This is a genomic window from Kitasatospora sp. NPDC003701 (genome assembly GCF_053587085.1).
Genome location: NZ_JBSFNM010000022.1, coordinates 1 through 16,979, shown reverse-complemented (window position 1 = coordinate 16,979; position 16,979 = coordinate 1). Strand labels below are relative to the sequence as shown.

At 71.7% G+C, this 16,979-nt stretch carries 13 protein-coding genes; 9 read left to right on the top strand and 4 right to left on the bottom strand.

Features of this window, described 5'->3' with window-relative positions; all coding sequences use genetic code 11:
• The first annotated feature begins 48 nt into the window (after positions 1 to 48).
• The 7 genes from ACWDRR_RS21505 (at position 49) to ACWDRR_RS21475 (ending at position 7,490) form a co-directional block, all read left to right on the top strand.
• Complete coding sequence (locus tag ACWDRR_RS21505; protein ID WP_449773776.1) at positions 49 to 891, top strand: SAM-dependent methyltransferase; 843 nt, start codon at positions 49 to 51, stop codon at positions 889 to 891.
• 516 nt (positions 892 to 1,407) lie between these two features.
• On the top strand, positions 1,408 to 1,878 hold the full coding sequence (locus ACWDRR_RS21500; RefSeq protein WP_449773775.1) for an NUDIX hydrolase: 471 nt from the start codon (positions 1,408 to 1,410) through the stop codon (positions 1,876 to 1,878).
• Positions 1,879 to 2,023: 145 nt separating this feature from the next.
• A complete protein-coding gene (locus tag ACWDRR_RS21495) occupies positions 2,024 to 2,992 on the top strand; it encodes a Gfo/Idh/MocA family protein (RefSeq protein ID WP_449773774.1) in 969 nt (322 codons plus the stop codon).
• A 29-nt stretch (positions 2,993 to 3,021) separates the two neighbouring features.
• Entirely contained in the window at positions 3,022 to 4,311 is a 1,290-nt protein-coding gene (locus ACWDRR_RS21490) for a DegT/DnrJ/EryC1/StrS aminotransferase family protein (RefSeq protein WP_449773773.1), read from the top strand.
• A gap of 31 nt (positions 4,312 to 4,342) precedes the next feature.
• Positions 4,343 to 5,032 carry a methyltransferase gene (locus tag ACWDRR_RS21485; protein ID WP_449773772.1) on the top strand — a complete coding sequence of 230 codons (690 nt, stop codon included), beginning with the start codon at positions 4,343 to 4,345 and terminating at the stop codon, positions 5,030 to 5,032.
• A 4-nt stretch (positions 5,033 to 5,036) separates the two neighbouring features.
• On the top strand, positions 5,037 to 5,864 hold the full coding sequence (gene hisN / locus ACWDRR_RS21480) for a histidinol-phosphatase (protein ID WP_449773771.1): 828 nt from the start codon (positions 5,037 to 5,039) through the stop codon (positions 5,862 to 5,864).
• Positions 5,865 to 5,912: 48 nt separating this feature from the next.
• Positions 5,913 to 7,490, top strand: coding sequence for a carbamoyltransferase C-terminal domain-containing protein (locus tag ACWDRR_RS21475; RefSeq protein ID WP_449773770.1), 1,578 nt, complete (start codon positions 5,913 to 5,915; stop codon positions 7,488 to 7,490).
• Between the two features lie 229 nt (positions 7,491 to 7,719).
• Here the strand turns inward: ACWDRR_RS21475 and ACWDRR_RS21470 are convergent, their stop codons facing one another.
• Entirely contained in the window at positions 7,720 to 8,262 is a 543-nt protein-coding gene (locus tag ACWDRR_RS21470; RefSeq protein ID WP_449773769.1) for a hypothetical protein, read from the bottom strand.
• A 326-nt stretch (positions 8,263 to 8,588) separates the two neighbouring features.
• Between ACWDRR_RS21470 and ACWDRR_RS21465 the strand changes: the two genes are divergently transcribed.
• Complete coding sequence (locus ACWDRR_RS21465; protein ID WP_449773768.1) at positions 8,589 to 10,106, top strand: MFS transporter; 1,518 nt, start codon at positions 8,589 to 8,591, stop codon at positions 10,104 to 10,106.
• Positions 10,107 to 10,317: 211 nt separating this feature from the next.
• Here ACWDRR_RS21465 and ACWDRR_RS21460 read toward each other — a convergent pair whose 3' ends face one another.
• The 3 genes from ACWDRR_RS21460 to ACWDRR_RS21450 are packed head-to-tail and all read right to left on the bottom strand — an operon-like array spanning position 10,318 to position 15,154.
• A complete protein-coding gene (locus ACWDRR_RS21460; RefSeq protein ID WP_449773767.1) occupies positions 10,318 to 12,462 on the bottom strand; it encodes a PQQ-dependent sugar dehydrogenase in 2,145 nt (714 codons plus the stop codon).
• Entirely contained in the window at positions 12,462 to 14,117 is a 1,656-nt protein-coding gene (locus tag ACWDRR_RS21455) for a glycosyl hydrolase family 8 (RefSeq protein WP_449773766.1), read from the bottom strand. The genes ACWDRR_RS21460 and ACWDRR_RS21455 overlap by 1 nt, the downstream gene beginning before the upstream one ends.
• Before the next feature lie 11 nt (positions 14,118 to 14,128).
• Positions 14,129 to 15,154 carry a chitinase gene (locus ACWDRR_RS21450; RefSeq protein ID WP_449773765.1) on the bottom strand — a complete coding sequence of 342 codons (1,026 nt, stop codon included), beginning with the start codon at positions 15,152 to 15,154 and terminating at the stop codon, positions 14,129 to 14,131.
• Between the two features lie 328 nt (positions 15,155 to 15,482).
• On the opposite strand from ACWDRR_RS21450, the gene ACWDRR_RS21445 reads away from it, so the two are divergent.
• Positions 15,483 to 16,871 (top strand): APC family permease, encoded by a 1,389-nt coding sequence (locus ACWDRR_RS21445; RefSeq protein WP_449773889.1) that lies wholly within the window; start codon positions 15,483 to 15,485, stop codon positions 16,869 to 16,871.
• Positions 16,872 to 16,979: the final 108 nt, after the last annotated feature.

Sequence of the window (16,979 nt, the reverse complement as noted above, 5' to 3'; positions counted from 1 at the left end):
ACGCCCCTCGTCACCCGCCGACTCACCCCTCGTACCCGGGAGATCGCGATGACCGACAACCCGTCCGTGCAGCACGGCGTCCCGTCCTCACTCGACCCTGACCCGCTCCGTGACGAGCACACCGAGACCGTGGACGGCGCGTCCGTCGACGGGAACATCCATGTCGGCTACTGGGACAACCCGGCGGACGGACGGTCGCTCGACCAGGCCACCGACCGGCTCACCGACCTCGTGGCGGGGCGGCTGGCCGCCGCACCCGGCCGCAGTCTGCTGGATGTCGGCTGCGGAACGGGCCGGCCCGCGCTGCGCATCGCCCGGGCCACCGGTGGCCAGGTGTCGGGAGTCTCGGTCAGCGCCGAGGACATCGCCCTCGCACGGACCAGGGCGGATGCCGCCGGGCTCGCCGACCGGGTGGATTTCCGGTACGCGGACGCCTGCGCACTGCCTTTCGAGTCCGCGTCCTTCGACGGTGCCTGGGCGATCGAGTCCATGATGCACATTCCCGACCGGACCGCCGCCCTCACCGAGATCGCCCGGACCCTGCGGCCCGGCAGCACGCTGGTCGTCACCGACGTGCTGCTCCGGTCGCCGGTGACCGGTGAGGCCGCGGAGACGGTCCGCCGGACCTGCCGGGCGTTCGGGTCCCCCGCGCTCCCCGAGCCGGCGGAGCTCCGCACGGCCCTCGACCGCGCCGGTCTGGAGGTCCTGGAGTTCCAGGACATCGGGGAGCACGTCCGGCCCACCTACCAGGCGTTCGCCGATGCCTTCGCGGATGTCACCCCCTCCGCGGACGCCCCGCACTACGAGTTCTTCGACTTCGCCCGTTCCCTCCCCCGGTTCGGTGCCCTCGCGGAGATCGGCTACGCCTTCGTGGTCGCGCGCCGCCGGTGAACGGAGGCGCCGGCCGGGTCGGCGGGGCCGGAGGACGGCATCGCCGGGACGCGAAGGCGTAGCCGATCCGGCCAATAGAGTTCCCTCACGATCCGTCAGCGGTGGCAGGAAAGAATCGCTCAAGAATCCGCTGCCGGAGCCCCGTCGCCATGGAGCAGGTGGACCGGGCCGATACCGGACCGTGCGCGGACAAGGCGCCGCCCCGGCGATTCCGCCGGGGCGGATCCGCGGCACACACCGGGAGGCAATCCCTCAGCACGCGACCGTTCGCCGTGTCAAGTCGAACTCGGGGCGCCCCGAAATAGTTCGTCCTCGCACCTGTTCTCCGGGATTCGGCTAACCTCGCGGAGTGGAGATGCAAGCTTCAGGTCGTTCATTCTCCAGTTCGAATCCAGGCCGCTTCGTCCCGCCTCGACCCCGCCGTTCGGAATACCCGACCCCCCGCCCGTTCGACCATTCGTACGGGAATACTGATTCCGTACCCCCGTGCCCGTCCGAGCGCGACGGGGGACCCTCATGACCGGGGCAGCCCGGACCCGACCGGTGGTGGGCGCGCTGATCCGTGATCCGGCCGGCCGGATCTTCGTCCAACGCCGCTCCGCCGACCGCTCCCTCTTCCCCGGCTGCTGGGACGTGGTCGGTGGCGCCGTCGAACCGGGGGAATCCCTCCTGGAAGCGCTCCGCAGGGAGATCTCGGAAGAGACGGGGTGGCGGTTGCGCCGCGTTCTCGCCCGGGTCGCACACACGGAGTGGACGGGGGACGGCATCCGGCACATCGAGTCGGACTACCTCGTCGAGGTGGACGGGGACCTCTCCTCGCCCGCACTCGAACCGGACAAGCACACCGAGTTCGCCTGGCTGGCCGCCGAGGACGTCACGCTGCTCGACGAGAACACCCTGCGCAGCGGCAGCACCTTCATCAAGGACGTCGTGACCGCGGCACACGCTTGGCGCCCCGACCCTTCGGGGAGCCGCACGGCTCTCTGAACCGTCTGCGGACACACAAGTCCGATCCGGGCCGCACAACTCTTTCCCGACTTCCCACGTCATCGTCGAGCGGTGTTCTGCGAGGGGAATATTCTGCATGCCCGGCGACAGGCTGAAGAACATCCGTCCGCGACCACGAGTCCTGATGATCGGATTTGCCGGGCATCAAGGAAAGGAGTACCTGCCGATCGTCCAGGAGAGTGCCGATATCGTCGGCGGCGTCGACTCCGCCCCGCCCGCCGTGCCACTCGCCGACGAATGGGGATTCCCGTACTACGGGAGCCTCGACGAGGCACTGAAAGCCGTCGACTTCGACGCCGCAGTGGTCACCGTGCCGCACGGCGAGCATTTCCCGGTCTGTACGCGGCTGCTGGCGCACGGCAGGCACGTCATCAAGGAGAAGCCGTTCGCGGTCACCGAACCCGAAGCGCGCCAACTGATCCATCTCGCGCAGCAGGCCGACCGCAGCGTCTTCACACTGCTGCAACGGAACTTCGACCCGGTGTTCCGGTTCGCCCGGGACAACCTCGCGCGGATCGGGAGGCCCTACTGGTTCTCCTACGACTACCACTTCAACCTGGCCCGTCCGACCACGGGTTGGCGCGCGTCCCGGGAGCAGGCGAGGGGCGGTGTGCTCCTCGACATGGGCTACCACCTCGTCGACGTGCTCAACGGGATGTTCCCCGAAGCCCCCCGGGTGCACTCGGCCTTCGTGCACCAGTACCAGGAGACCCGGGACCGCCGGCTGGAGGACCTGGTCGCCCTCCTGTGCAGCTACCCGTCGAGGGGGCTGGCGGGCTCGCTGCGCATCTCGCGCCACAGCCTCGCGAAGACCGAACAGCTCTGCGTGCTCGGTTCGGAAGGCGCGTTGACCGTCTCCCCCGGGGCGGCCATCCTGCACGCCGTCGGAGGGGCCCCGTTGGAACGCTACGCCCCGGAAGGATCCAGGACCGACATCACGCGCTCCATGTTCATCCACTACCTGGACCGCCTGGAGGACCGCGACTACCGCCGGGACCACCTCCTGCGTCAACTCGCCACCGTCCGCACGATCGACGGAATCTACCGGGCCCGACCGGGCGGAACGAGCGGCCTCACCAACCGATGCGCCTGACCCACCCCGCAAGGACAGGAAGAGAGCACATGAGCACCGACGAACGGCTCGCCCTCCTCGGGGGCGCACCCGCCATCTCGCGGCCGCTGCCCCACGAGGTGTGGCCGCCCCCCGCGGACGAGGCGGAGCTGTCCGAGCTGGCCGCGCAGCGGAACACCGACATCTCCATCAAGGGCAACAGCGGCCCCATCGGCCGGCTCGAAGCCGACTTCCTCGCCTTCCTGGACGGCGGCGCCCGCTACGCGGTCACCTTCAACTCCGGCACCAGCGCGCTCCTCGCCGCCTACTTCGCCCTCGGCGTGCGCGAGGGGGTGGACGTCGTGGGACCGGCGCTCACCTACCACGCCGCGCTGAGCCCCGTCTTCGCGCTGCGCGGTGACGTGGTCCTCGCCGACATCGACCCCGACACCCGCGGCCTGGACCCCAAGGCACTCCAGTCCGCGCTGACCGAGCACACCAAGGTCGTCACCGTCGTCCACCAGTGGGGCCACCCCTGCGACATGGACGCGATCCTGGCGATCGCCGAACGGCACGGGCTGCGCGTCCTGGAGGACTGCTCCCACGCCCACGGCAGCCGCTACAAGGGCCGGCCGGTCGGCACCTTCGGCGACGCCGCCGTCTTCTCCCTCCAGGCCAACAAGGCCGTCTACGCCGGAGAGGGCGGCATCCTCGTCACCAGCGACCCCGGGGTCCAGGACCGCGCCACCCTCCTCGGGCACTACCGGGACCGCTCCCGGGACTCCGTCCTCGACGAGGACCTGCGGGCCCACTGGGTCACGGGCTTCGGACTCAAGCTGCGCATGTCGCCGTTCAACGCCATCGTCGCCCGGCACGCCCTCGCCGCCTTCCCCGCACGCAAGGAGGCCCGGCACCGGTGCCTGCGGCACCTCGGCGAGCAGCTCGCCGACGTGGAGTACCTGCAGCAGGTCCATGTCGCCGACCACGTCGACATGGGCGCCTGGTACGGCTACAAGCCGCTCTACCGGCCCGAGGCGCTGGGTGGCGTTCCGCGTTCGGTGCTCATCCGGGCGCTGCGCGCCGAGGGCATGGAGGTCGGCGCCCCCTCCGGCCCCCGGCTGTCCACCCTGCCGCTCTACGCCCGCACCGAGAACCCCCTCTTCCCCGGAGTCCCGAAGAAGGCCACCACGCCGGGGGCCGACTCGCAGGCCGAGCACGTCGAGCAGCACGCGCTCTCCTTGCCGACCTTCACCGCCTGGCCCGACGACACGGTGCTCATCGACCAGTACGCCGAGGCGTTCCGCAAGATCGGCCGGCACCGCGAAGCGCTGGTCCGGTACGCCGCCGAGCTGACCCGATGACCGGAACCGCACCGCCGAAGAGGGAGTGGGCATGACTGTCGAAGAGTCGCCGGAGGACGTGGCGAGGGCCCTGCAGCACGCTCTCGCCGGTGACGACCTGCCGGACACCTTCACCCTGCTGGGCCGGGAGTGGAGCCTGCACCGGGGTGTCTGGCCCAGCACACTGAGCGCGGCCACCGAGGTGATGGCCTCGATGGTGCCCTATCCCCGGGACGGCTCGTTCCTGGAGGTCGGCTGCGGTACGGGCGTCATCGCCGTCACCGCCGCACTCAGTGGCTGTGCCTCCGTCACCGCGCTGGACATCAACGAGAAGGCCGTGGCCAATACCGTCGCCAACGCCGAGCGGCACGGTGTGGGCGACCGGGTCCGCGTCCTCCACAGCGACATGTACTCGGCGCTCGATCCCCTGAGCCGCTTCGACACGATCTTCTGGAACGTGCCCTGGACCTACGTGGAGGACGGCTTCGCCCTCTCCAGCGACATCCACACCGCCGTCTTCGACCCGGGCTACCGGGGCCAGGCCCGCTACCTCGCCGGGGCGCACGAGCACCTGACCGACGGCGGCCGGCTGCTGCTGGGCACCGCCCACCTCGGGGACCGTGAACGGCTCGACGTGCTCGCCGGTGAGGCCGGCCTGCGGATCGACATGCTGCGCAAGGTCCGCCGGATCGAGGAAGTGGGCGTCATGGAGTACCACCTGCTCGAACTGCGGACGAGGTGATCCGGTGACGCCGCCCCCGTCACCGGAGGACGACCTCGAACTGGCCCTCCGGCTGGGCGACCTCGCCGACGGGCTCACCGTACGCCGCTTCCACGCCCTCGACCTGCGGGTCCGGGAGAAGCCGGACCGTACACCCGTGACCGACGCGGACACCGCCGTCGAGACGGCCGTCCGCGAAGAACTGCGGTCCGCCCGCCCCGATGACGCGTTCGCCGGGGAGGAGACCGGCGGCTCCGTCACCTCCGGGCGCACCTGGCTGGTCGACCCCATCGACGGCACCAAGAACTTCCTGCGCGGCGTACCGGTGTGGGCCACGTTGATCGCCCTGCTGGAGGACGACCGCCCCACCGTCGGCGTGATCAGCGCCCCCGCCCTGCACAGCCGCTGGTGGGCGGCGACGGACCGGGGCGCCTGGCTGCGCCGGGGACCGGCCGGCACCACCCCCGTGCGCCTGGGGGTCTCCGGCCGCACCCGCCTCGACCAGGCGTACCTCTCCACCACCAGCACCCGGACCTGGGACGTCTTCCACTCCCGTGCGGCCTATCTGCGCCTGGCCGAAGCCTGCTGGGAGGACCGTGCCTTCGGCGACTTCCTCCAGCACTGCATGGTCGCCGAGGGAACGCTCGACATCGCGGCCGAACCGGTCGTCAACCCCTGGGACATCGCCGCGGTACAGGTTCTCGTGGAGGAGGCCGGCGGCCTCTGCACCGACCTCCTGGGCGCCTCGCCCCGGAACGGCACCGGCGCCCTGTCCGCCAACCCGCGGTTGCACCGGCTCGCCGTGCAGGCCCTCTCGGCGCCGCCCGCGGCACCCGGGCCGCCCGGACCCTGAGCCCGCCCCGAACCGTCGGACGCGGAACCCACCGAGAAACGGACCATCATGCTGATTCTTTCCCTCAAGGAAGGCCATGACGGGGCGATCGCGGCCGTCGACGACGGCAGGCTGCTCTTCTCCCTGGAAGCCGAGAAGGACTCGTTCCTCCGCTACAGCAATCCGACGGCCGAACTGTTCGCGACGGCGGCGGACCGGCTGGACCGGCAGCCCGACGTCGTCGCCGTGAGCGGCTGGATCAAGGGCACCCAGTGCACCGACCAGCCCTCGCGCGCCGGGTACTTCGGTGTGGGCGCAGCCGCGATCACGGACGAGGCCGGCCGGTTCTTCGGCAAGGCCGTGCGCGTCTTCTCGTCCACCCATGAGCGCTCCCACATCATGACGTCCTACGGCATGTCGGCACTCCGCCGGGACCAGCCCTTCTACAGCCTGGTGTGGGAGGGGAACATCGGCTCGTTCTACCGGATCGACGAGCACGGGAAGGTGACCCATCTCAAGGAGGTGCTCAACTACCCCGGCAACAAGTACTCCTACGGCTTCGCGCTCGCCGACCCGAAGTTCAGTCCGCACCAGGAGTTCGTCCGGTTCCAGGACGCGGGGAAGCAGATGGCCCTGGCCGGATTCGCCGAGGACCGGCCGGCGACCCGGGCGGAACAGGACGTCATCGACTTCGTCCTCGGCCAGAAGGAGGTCATCACCGGAAGCCTGAAGGACCGGATGACCGACTCCCCCTTCCACAACGTCGGTGTGGAGTCGAGCGCGTACAAGAACCTGGCGGCCCGGCTCTCGGACGCCATCTTCGAGCGCTTCCACGCGTACGCCCGGGAGCACCTGACCGAGGGATTCCCGCTGCTCGTCTCCGGGGGCTGCGGGCTCAACTGCGAGTGGAACCGGCGCTGGCGCGAGTGCGGGCTCTTCCCCGCGGTCTTCGTTCCGCCGTGTCCCAACGACAGCGGCTCCGCGATCGGCACCGCCATCGACGCCCAGCACTACTACACCGGGTCGGCCGACCTGGAGTGGGACGTCTACGCGGGCGGCGAATTCGTGGAGGACATCGAGTTCGACCCGCAACACTACGAGATCCGCCCGCTGGACCACCGCGAGGTCGCCCGCCACCTCCGCGACGGGAGGATCATCGGCTGGGCGCGGGGCCGCTGGGAGATCGGCCCCCGCGCCCTCGGGAACCGGTCGATCCTGGCCGCTCCCTTCACCGAGGAGACCACGGCCAGGCTCAACAGGATCAAACAGCGCGAGAGCTACCGCCCCATCGCCCCGATCTGCCTGGAGCAGGAAGCGGGCCGCTGGTTCGGCGGCGGCCTCCCCGACCCCTACATGCTGTACTTCAGCCGGGTCGAGTCCGCCGACCTGCGCGCGGTGACCCACGTCGACGGAACGGCCCGCACCCAGACCGTCGACCCGACCGCGAACCCGGCCATGGGTGCACTGCTGACCGCCTTCGGCGAACTCACCGGATTCAGCGTCCTCTGCAACACGTCGCTCAACTATTCGGGACGCGGGTTCATCAACCGGAGCAGCGACCTGATCGCCTACGGCGAGCTGCACGGACTGGACGGGTACGTCGTGAACGACGTCTTCGTCACACCGCGACGCCAGGGCCCGTCTTGAAATCCGGAGGAGGATTGAGGCGACGGTGACGGCGGCCTGGTAGGACTCGCGGGTCGTGTCGTAGCGGGTCAGCTTGCTCGCCACGGCCCCACACTCCGACTTCGCGGCCTGGGGCGGCTACTGCGCCGTTCTGGCCGAGGCGCTGGCCGGAGCACCAGGCCGGTTCGGGACGACGGAGGCGCCCGGCGGCGCGGGCCGCCGGGCGCCTCCGTCGGTGCACGCCCTCGGATCAGGCCTGCCAGTGCGGCTTGCCGCTGACCATCCGGCAGTAGATCACCCGGCCGCCGGCCTCGTGGGTGCTCTTGCCGAGGTCGTCGTCGCGGCAGAACTGGCCCGCCTTGTAGCAGTTGCCGGCGTTGGAGCGGATCTCGCAGTCGCCGGTGGTCGCCTTGGTCGGCGCCGGCTCCGGCTCCGCCGGCGGCTTCGCGGTGGTGGCCTTGGGCTCGGGCGCCGCCTTGGTGGCGGGCGGCTGGGTCTTGGGCGCGGGCGACTGGGGCTTGGCCGCGGTCGGCGCGGGCGCCGGGTCCACCGGCGGCGGCGGTGTGGTCACCGGCGGGGCGGTCACCACCGGAGAGGGGGTGGTCGGCGCAGGCGTGCTCGGCGCGGCCGTGGCGACGGGTGCGGCCGGGGCCGTGACGGCGGGCGGGGTGGCGGCGGCGGTGGCGCTGTCGGCCGCCGACGGGTCGCACCCGGTCAGGGCGAGACCGACGGTGAAGACGAGTCCGGCAACGGCGGCCAGGCCGCGACGGCCGCCGCGCATCCGTGAAGACATGAGAGGAGAACGCTCCGTTCCGATGAAAAGATGTTCGTGATTCAATCAGGCTGGCAACACGCCGTACGCACATCTCTCACACTTCGTTGGCAGATCGAGATCTGACGGACACGGAACGTCACCGACCCCCGTCGCCGATCACCCACCGCTCGCCCGAGCACGCCACCTCACCGCCGGGCCACCGAACGACGGGGCCGCCGCGTCGGCCGGACAGGGCCTAAATGCACCGGACCGGCCGCGTTTGCCCGGATTCCAACCACGGCGTTGCATACGGTCGGTGCCTTCCCGACCGAACCCCGGTCGGCGGGTCAAGGAGACCGGCTGCCGTGCAACGCAAGTGGTGGACCCTCATCGCCGTCTCGGTCGCGACGTTCATGCTGCTGCTCGACATCACGGTGGTGAACGTCGCCCTGCCGTCGATCCGCAAGGACCTCGGCGCCGACTTCACCGATCTGCAGTGGGTGTTCGACGCCTATGCGCTCTCCCTGGCCGCGCTGGTGCTGACGGCCGGCTCGCTCGCCGACCGCCTCGGGCGGCGCCGGACCTTCGCCGCCGGCCTGGTGATCTTCTCCGCCGCCTCGCTGCTCTGCGCCCTGGCGCCCAACCCGGCCTTCCTCAACGTGTCCCGCGCGATCCAGGGCATCGGCGGCGCGGCGATGTTCGCGGTGTCGCTGGCCCTGGTCGCCCAGGAGTTCCCGCCCGGCCGCGAGCGGGGCACCGCGATGGGCCTGTACGGGGCGACCATCGGGGTCGCGGTCGCGGTCGGCCCGCTGATCGGCGGGGCGCTCACCGACTCGCTCGGCTGGGAGTGGATCTTCTACCTCAATGTGCCGATCGGAGCGGCCGCACTGGTCGTCACCTATCTGAAGCTGGCCGAGAGCCGCGATCCGAACGCCACCCGGGTCGACTGGGCCGGGGTCGCGGCGTTCAGCAGCGGCCTCTTCCTGCTCGTCCTGGCGCTGGTGCGGGGCAACGCCGAGGGCTGGGGCAGCACGCTGATCGTCTCGCTGTTCGCCGGCTCGGCCGTCCTGCTGGCCGCGTTCGTGGTGATCGAGCGCCGCGTCCCCGAGCCGATGCTGCCGCTCGGCCTCTTCCGCCGGCACGCGTTCACCGGCGTGCAGCTGGCCGCGTTCGCGGTGTCCAGCTCGCTGTTCGCCCTGTTCCTCTACCTGACGCTGTACCTGCAGAACTACCTCGGGCTCTCGCCGTTCGCGGCGGGTGTGCGCTACCTGCCCATCACGGCGCTCAGCTTCGTCGTGGCCCCGCTCTCCGGCCTGATGCTCTCCCGGGTGCCGGCCCGGCTGATGCTCTGCGCCGGCCTCGTCGCGATCGGCGCGGGCCTGCTCCTGATGGGCGACGTCCAGCCCGGGGACGACTGGACCGGTCTGCTGGCCGGCTTCCTGGTCGGCGGCGTGGGCGTCGGCCTGATCAACCCGGTGATCGCCGACGTGGCGGTCAGCGTGGTGCCGAAGGAGAACAGCGGGATGGCGGCCGGTATCAACGACACCTTCCGGCAGGTCGGCATCGCGGTGGGCATCGCCGTCTGGGGGGCGGTCTTCGTCGGCCGAGGGGCCGACAAGGTCCGCGAACTGGCGGCGGGCACGCCGACCGGGGAGGGTGCCCGACCGCGCGAGCTGATCGAGGCCGCCTCCTCCGGCAGCCTGCCGGAGGTCCTCGCCGCCGTCCCCGAGGCGGGCCGCCAGGCCGTCGCGGACGCCGCCCGTGCGGGGTTCCTGGACGGTCTGAACGCCGTGCTGCTGCTGGGCGGTGTGGTCAGTCTGGTCGGCGCGGCGCTCGCGCTCTGGCTGGTCCGGGAGAGCGAGATCGACCGCGACACGGCCTGACCCGGGCGGGTCGGGGGCCCGACCCGCCCGGGCCCGGAGAGTGCCTCCGGGCCCGGGCGGACGGAACGGACCCGCCACCGGGCCCCGGTCCCGAAGGCCGCTCCCGGGTCCCGCCACCGGGTCCCGGTCCCGAAGGCCGCTTCCGAGTCCCACTACCGGGCCCCGGTCCCGAAGGCCGCTCCCGGGTCCCGAAGGCCGCTCCCGGGTCCCGCTAGCCGATCGAGATCGTGAAGATCTTGTCGGCGCCGTCGGCCGCCCCGCCGTTGTTGTCGGCGTTGGTGGTGGTGAGCCAGAGCCGGTCGGCCCCGGGCACCTTGGACACCGTCCGCAGCCGGCCGTAGGCGCCGACGTAGTAGGAGGTCGGCGTGCCGACGTTCTCGGTGTTCCCGTCGATCGGGATGCGCCACATCCGCTCACCGCGCAGCGCGGCCATGTAGACGACGTTGCGGACGATCGCGATGCCGCTCGGCGAGGCCTCGTTGACCGGCCAGCTCGCCTTGGGGTTCGTCATCCCCGCCACGCTGCAGGTGCCCTCGCAGGTCGGCCAGCCGTAGTTGGCCCCGGGCTTGATCAGGTTGAGCTCGTCCCGCTTGGAGTCGCCGAACTCCGCCTCCCAGAGCCGTCCGTTGCGGTCGAAGGCCAGGCCCTGCGGGTTGCGGTGGCCGTAGCTGTAGACGTAGTTGCCGAACGGGTTGCCGGGGGCCGCCTTGCCGTCGGTGGTCAGCCGCAGGATCTTCCCGTTGAGGGAGTTCCTGTCCTGGGCCAGCGAGGACGTCTGGGCGTCGCCGGTCGACGCGTACAGGTACCCGTCGGGGCCGAACGCGAGGCGTCCGCCGTTGTGGTACCGGTTCTTCCTGATGCCCTGGAGCAGGACCTTGTAGCCGCTCAACGTGCTGCCGTCGTACGTCATCCGCACGATGCGGTTGCCCTCGGCGGCGGTGTGCATGAGGTACACGTAGTGGTTGCCCGACCAGTTGGGGTCGACGACGATGCCGAGCAGGCCGCCCTCGCCGTCGGTGGTGACGGCGTTGGGCACGGTGCCGACCGCCGCCTTGGCGCCCGCCGTGGTGAGCCGGAAGACCTTGAAGCTGTCCCGCTCGGTCACCAGCGCGCTCTTGCCGTCGGGCAGCCAGGCGATGCCCCAGGGGATCGTCCACCCGGTGGAGAAGGGGCTCGGGGAGCCCGGGACGCCGCCGTCGGCCGGGCAGGCGCCGGTGGTGAAGGAGACCGTGCCGGACGGCGCCGAGTAGCTGCCCGCGGTGTCCCGGGCGACCACGGACAGGGTGAACGGGGCGTCGCAGGCGAGCCCGGTGACCGCCGCCGTGGTGGCCGGCGGGGTGCCGGTGACGGTCGTCACCACGGCGGAGCCGCTGCGGACCTCGTACGCCACCACGCCCTTGTCGTCGGTGGCGGCGCCCCACGTCAGGGTGGCGCCGGTGGCCGTGACCGCCGAGACGGTCGGGGTGCCCGGCGCGCTCGGCGGCGGGTCGGTGGTCGCCGTGGTGGTGCAGTCGACCGCGACGCTGGCCGGCGAGGCGTTGCCGGCCGCGTCCCGGGCGATCACGGTGAGGTTGTAGGTGGTGCCCGGGGTCAGCCCGGTGAGCTGCCAGGACGTCACGGTGCCCGGCGCCTCGGCGAGCTTGTTGCCGTGCTCGTACAGGTCGTAGGCGGTGACGCCGACGTCGTCGGTGGCGGCTCCCCAGCCGAGGGTGAGGCCGTTCGGCCCGATCGCGGAGCAGCTCGGCGTGCCGGGCCGGCTCGGCGCGGTGGTGTCGGCCGCCGCGCCCACCCGGAGGCGGTCGAGGTTGGGGCCGCCGTCGGCGGTGGTGGCGGTGGCCCGGATCCGGTTGGTGCCGGCGGCGAGGACGACGCCGACGGTCTTCTCCGCCCAGGTGTCCCAGTCGGCGGTGGGCGGGAAGGCGACACCGGCGGCGACGACCTTCCCGTTGACCGCGATGTCCATCGGGCGGTTCGCCGTCCCGGCGTTGGCGTACCGGAAGGCCAGCGAGGCGCTGCCGGCCGCCGTGGCGCTCACCGTGAACTCGACGGCGGAGCCGGTGGTGTTGGTGTAGTCGACGAAGCCGGTCCCGGTGTAGCCGGTGTGGTTGGTGGCCGTCTTCGCCTGCGCGAGCACGGCGTCCTCGGCCTGGTAGTCGGTGCTCGCGGCACTCGGCGTACCCCCGGCCGCCGCACTCGGCGCGGCTCCGGTCGCGGTACTCGGCGCAGCTCCGGTCGCGGCGCTCGCCGGGGGCGGCGCCGCCACCGCCCCGAGGATCAGGCCCGCGGCGGCGAGTACCGCACCGCCGGCCCTGGCGGCCGCCGTCCGCGCGTGGCGCGGCCCTGCTCCGGCCGCCATCACGGCACCCAGTAGTTGCCGGAGGCCACGATCATCGACTGGAGCTGCACACTGCTCCCGTAGTACAGCGAGCCGTCGATCGCGGTGGCGGCCAGCTTGGTCCAGAGCGCGTCCAGCCAGGCCTGCGAGCCCGGGTCGGTCATCGCGGTGACGACGAACGGCGCGGTGAACGCCATGTCGCGCCCGTTCTCGAAGACCGTGCCGTTCAGCTTGTAGCCGGTGGCGATGTTCGCCGGGTTGCCGCCCGCCTTGCCCTTGATCCAGGTGTTGAGCCGGCGCGCCGAGGCGAGCGAGGCGGCGTCGCCGCTGGTGACCGCGTCGGTGCCGATCCGCCACGGGTCGCGGCAGGCGTTCCAGGAGTAGTCCCCGTCGTTGGGGCTCTCCAGGACCTCGCCGGCGGCCGGCTTGGCCGTGCCGTTGGTGTTCACCACGAAGTCGGCGAGCAGCCCGGTGCCGGAGGCGTACCTGGACTGCTGGGAGGTGATCAGGTTCTGGTGCGCGGTGCGGATGGTGTCCCACGCGGCGTCGCCGGTGGCGGTCCGGAAGGCGCGGAAGTGGTCGATCATCCAGTCCGAGGAGCGGGTGATGTAGTAGGTCGAGTCGCCCGAGGTGGACCAGTCACCGAGGCGCATCAGGTGGGTGCTCGGGTTGACCTCACCGGCCTTGATCGCGTTGATGTGCTTCACGGCCAGGTCCTTGTAGTTGTACGTCCCGCCGCTGCCCCACTGCTTGTCGGCGAGCAGCAGCCCGTACGCGACGTCCAGGTCGCCGTCGGTCGCCGAGTCGGACCCGTTGACGCTGCGGCAGGAGGAGTCCTGTTCGGCGGCGAGGAGGTCGGGGTTGTTCACCGACGGGTGCGCGAGCACGAACTTCACCATGCCGTCGAAGGTCGTCCTGGCCTTGGCGTCCGCCCCGGCCATCAGCGCGGTGATCACCATGCCGTAGCCCTGGCCCTCGGCGACGTACGGGTGGTCCGCGTCCGGCGAGATGGTCTCGTACCAGCCGTTGCCGCAGTTCTGCTTGACGAAGGCGGCCTTCCAGGCGTTGTACTTGTCGATCACCTGCTGGTCGATCGCGGACTGCGCGCCGGTGGGCTTCAGGGTGCCCGCCGCGTACGGGAACTGGTGGCTGCCGAACGGTACCGCGGGCCCGCCGGCGGGCGGGCCGCCGCCGAGCTCGGCGTCCAGGTAGTCCAGGTTGGGCAGGCCGCCGGTGGTGGTGGAGGTGAGCCGGATCCGGTTGGCCCCGGCGGCGAGCCGGACGGTGAGCGCCGAGTCCGCCCAGCTGTCCCACGTCCCGGTGGAGGTGAAGGAGCGGGCCGCCGAGACGACGGCCCCGTTGACCGCGACGTCGGCCGGCCGGTTGACGGTGGTCCCGTTGGAGTAGCGCAGCGAGAGCGTGGCGCTGCCCGCGCCCGCCGCGTTGACGGTGAACTCCACCCAGCTGCCGGCGACGTTGTCGCCGTTGACGAAGCCGGTGCCGGAGTAGCCGGTGTGGTTGGCCTCCACCACGCCCTGCGAGAGGCCCGCGCCCTCCGCCTCGTAGCGGACGGGCGCGGCCGAGGCCGGCGGGGCCCCGAGCAGGCCCGCCGCCAGGCCGGCGCCCGCGAGCAGGGCGCCGGCACGGGCGCGATGCCCGGTGATCAGCTGTGCCATCGACATGCTCCTCACCCCTGGTACTGGACGACGATCTTGGTGAACTCGTACGGGGACTGCGCGACGCCGCTGCAGGCGTCGGCGTCCGTGCCGGAGCCGCAGGCGCGGTCGCGGTTGACCGACCAGAAGGCGTACCGGGCGAGGTGGTGCTGCTGCGCGTAACCGAGGATGGTCCGGAAGTCGGCGGTGGTGACGGTCTCGCCCGCCTCGTCGGTCTTCCCGTTCATCGAGGAGACGCCGATGTGCCGGTAGGCGGCGTCGTCGCTGTAGCCGTAGGCGCTCTTGACCGCGGCCTTCAGGCCCTCCAGCGCGCTGACCGAGGCCTGGCCCATGGTGCCGCTGTGGCCGCCGAAGTCGAACGGCATGATCACCCAGCCGTCGTTGGCGAGGCCGGCCGCCGCACCGCGCTTGATGAGGTCCTTGCCGGTGGCGTCCGGGCCGCTCGGGGTGGTGCCCATGGTCACGTAGGTGACGATGCCCGGGTTCTTCGTCTTGACGATCTTCAGGGCGTCGACGACGCGCTGCCGGACCGTCGCGTTGGAGAACTCGGTGTCCTCGATGTCGATGTCCAGCGCCTTGAGCCTGTAGGCGTCGATCACCTTCTGGTACGCACCGGCCAGCGCGCTCGCGCTGGAGCACTTCTCGCCCAGCTTGTTGCCGCTCCAGCCGCCGACGGAGACCACGACGTCGCCGCCGGCCGCCCGGATCGACTTGATCGCGGCCTCGTCGGACCCGCCGGTGAGCGCCCGGCTGCCGTCCCACTTCGGGTTGCAGCCGCCGTCGGAGAGGATGAACGCGAGGGTGAACCACTTCACCCCGGCGGCCTTCATCACGTCGGTGGGCTTCTGCGGGCTGCCCCAGCCCAGGTACTCGTACGGCGCGGCGGCCATCGCGGGCACGGCCGCGCTCGCGCCGGGGGCCGCGCTCGCGGTCGGGGCGGCCGACGCGGTGGCCGCCGGGGCCAGCAGCAGGGCGGCCGAGCCGAGCGCGGCGGCCAGCAGCGGGGCGGTACAACGGACTCCGGTGGATATGCGCATGCCAACTCACTTTCGTCAACCCGCCGCACGGCGGCGACGGGCCGGGGGGAGGACGGGCGAGCACTCGCGGACGGACGACGGCGGCCGTGGCGGGCGCCACCAGGATCGGGGCGCCGGGCCGCCGGGTCAATGACTTTCGTTAGGAAAGTTTCCCAATGGTCGCTCCCGCAACCCTCGCCCCCCACCGACATCTTGACGAAATAAGTAATGCTCCCTAACTTGATCCTCCCCGGCACTCCGCCCGGCGCCCGCTCCCCCACGTCCGGAGGCCCCGGTGTCCCCTGGCCTGTCCCGAAGAATCGGCCTGTTCCAGGCCACCGCCCTCAACATGAGCCAGATGTGCGGCATCGGACCCTTCGTCACGATCCCGCTGATGGTCGCCGCCTTCGGCGGCCCGCAGGCCGTGATCGGCTGGATCGCCGGCGCCGTCCTCGCCCTCGCCGACGGTCTGGTCTGGGCCGAACTCGGCGCCTCGCTCCCCGGGGCCGGCGGCACCTACGTGTACCTGCGCGAGGCCTTCCAGTACCGGACGGGGCGGCTGATGCCGTTCCTCTTCGTCTGGACGGCGATGCTCTTCATCCCGCTGATCATGTCCACCGGCGTGGTCGGCTTCGTCCAGTACCTCGGCTACCTCTGGCCGGGCATGACGAGCGGTCAGGGCGACCTGGTCGGACTCGCGTTCTGCGCGCTGGTGGTGGTCCTGCTCTGGCGGCGGGTGGAGAACATCGCCCGGCTCACCACCGTGATGTGGGGCGTGATGATCCTCTCGGTGCTCGCCGTGATCGTCGCCTGCTACACGCACTTCACCCCGAGTCGCGCCTTCGACTGGCCCGCACACGCCGTCGAACTCACCCACGGCCAGTTCTGGATCGGCTTCGCCGCCGGCCTCACCATCGGCATCTACGACTACCTCGGCTACAACACCGCCGCCTACCTCGGCGCGGAGGTGCGGCAACCCGGCCGGGTGCTGCCGCGCGCCATCGTGCTGTCCATCGTCGGCATCATGGCCATCTACCTGCTGCTGCAGATCGGCGTCCTGGGCGCGATGGACTGGCACGCGATGCTCGACCCGGACTCGGTCGCCTCCAAGTCGGTGGCCTCGGCGGTCCTGGAGAGCACCTGGGGCAAGGGCGCCGCCCAGGTCGTCACCGTGCTGATCCTGATCACCGCCTTCGCCTCGGTGCTCGCCGGCCTGCTCGGCGGCTCCCGGGTGCCGTACGACGCCGCGCGCGACGGCGTCTTCTTCCGGGCCTTCGGCCGGCTGCACCCCCGGCACGGCTTCCCCGTCCTCGGGCTGGCCGCCATGGGCGTGCTCACCGCGGCCGGGTTCCTGCTCGGCCGCCACCTCGGCGCGAGCACCGCCCACCCGCCGCTCACCCTGCTGATCAACCTGCTCACCACCGTGATGGTGATCGTCCAGGCACTCGCCCAGATCGTCGCGGTCACCGTGCTGCGCCGCCGCCAGCCGGGGCTCGCCCGGCCGTACCGGATGTGGCTCTACCCGGCGCCGGGGATCATCGCGGCCGTCGGCTGGCTGGTCATCTACGGCTACGCGGACCGCAACGCGCCCGGCTTCCACCCCATCGAGTGGTCACTGGCCTGGGTCGTCGCGGGCTGCGGCGCCTTCCTCCTCTGGGCCCGCGCCGAACGGACCTGGCCGTTCGGCCCGCGCGAGGTCCGGGAGGAGTACCTGGCGGCGGAGGAGGTCCCCGCCTGATCGACCTACCGCGGCGGGGGGGGGGGGGGGCCCGGGCCCCCCCCCCCCGGCCCCCCCGGTGGTGTTGCGGGGGGTTCTCCGGTCAGATGAGGGGGGCGGCCCGCGGGG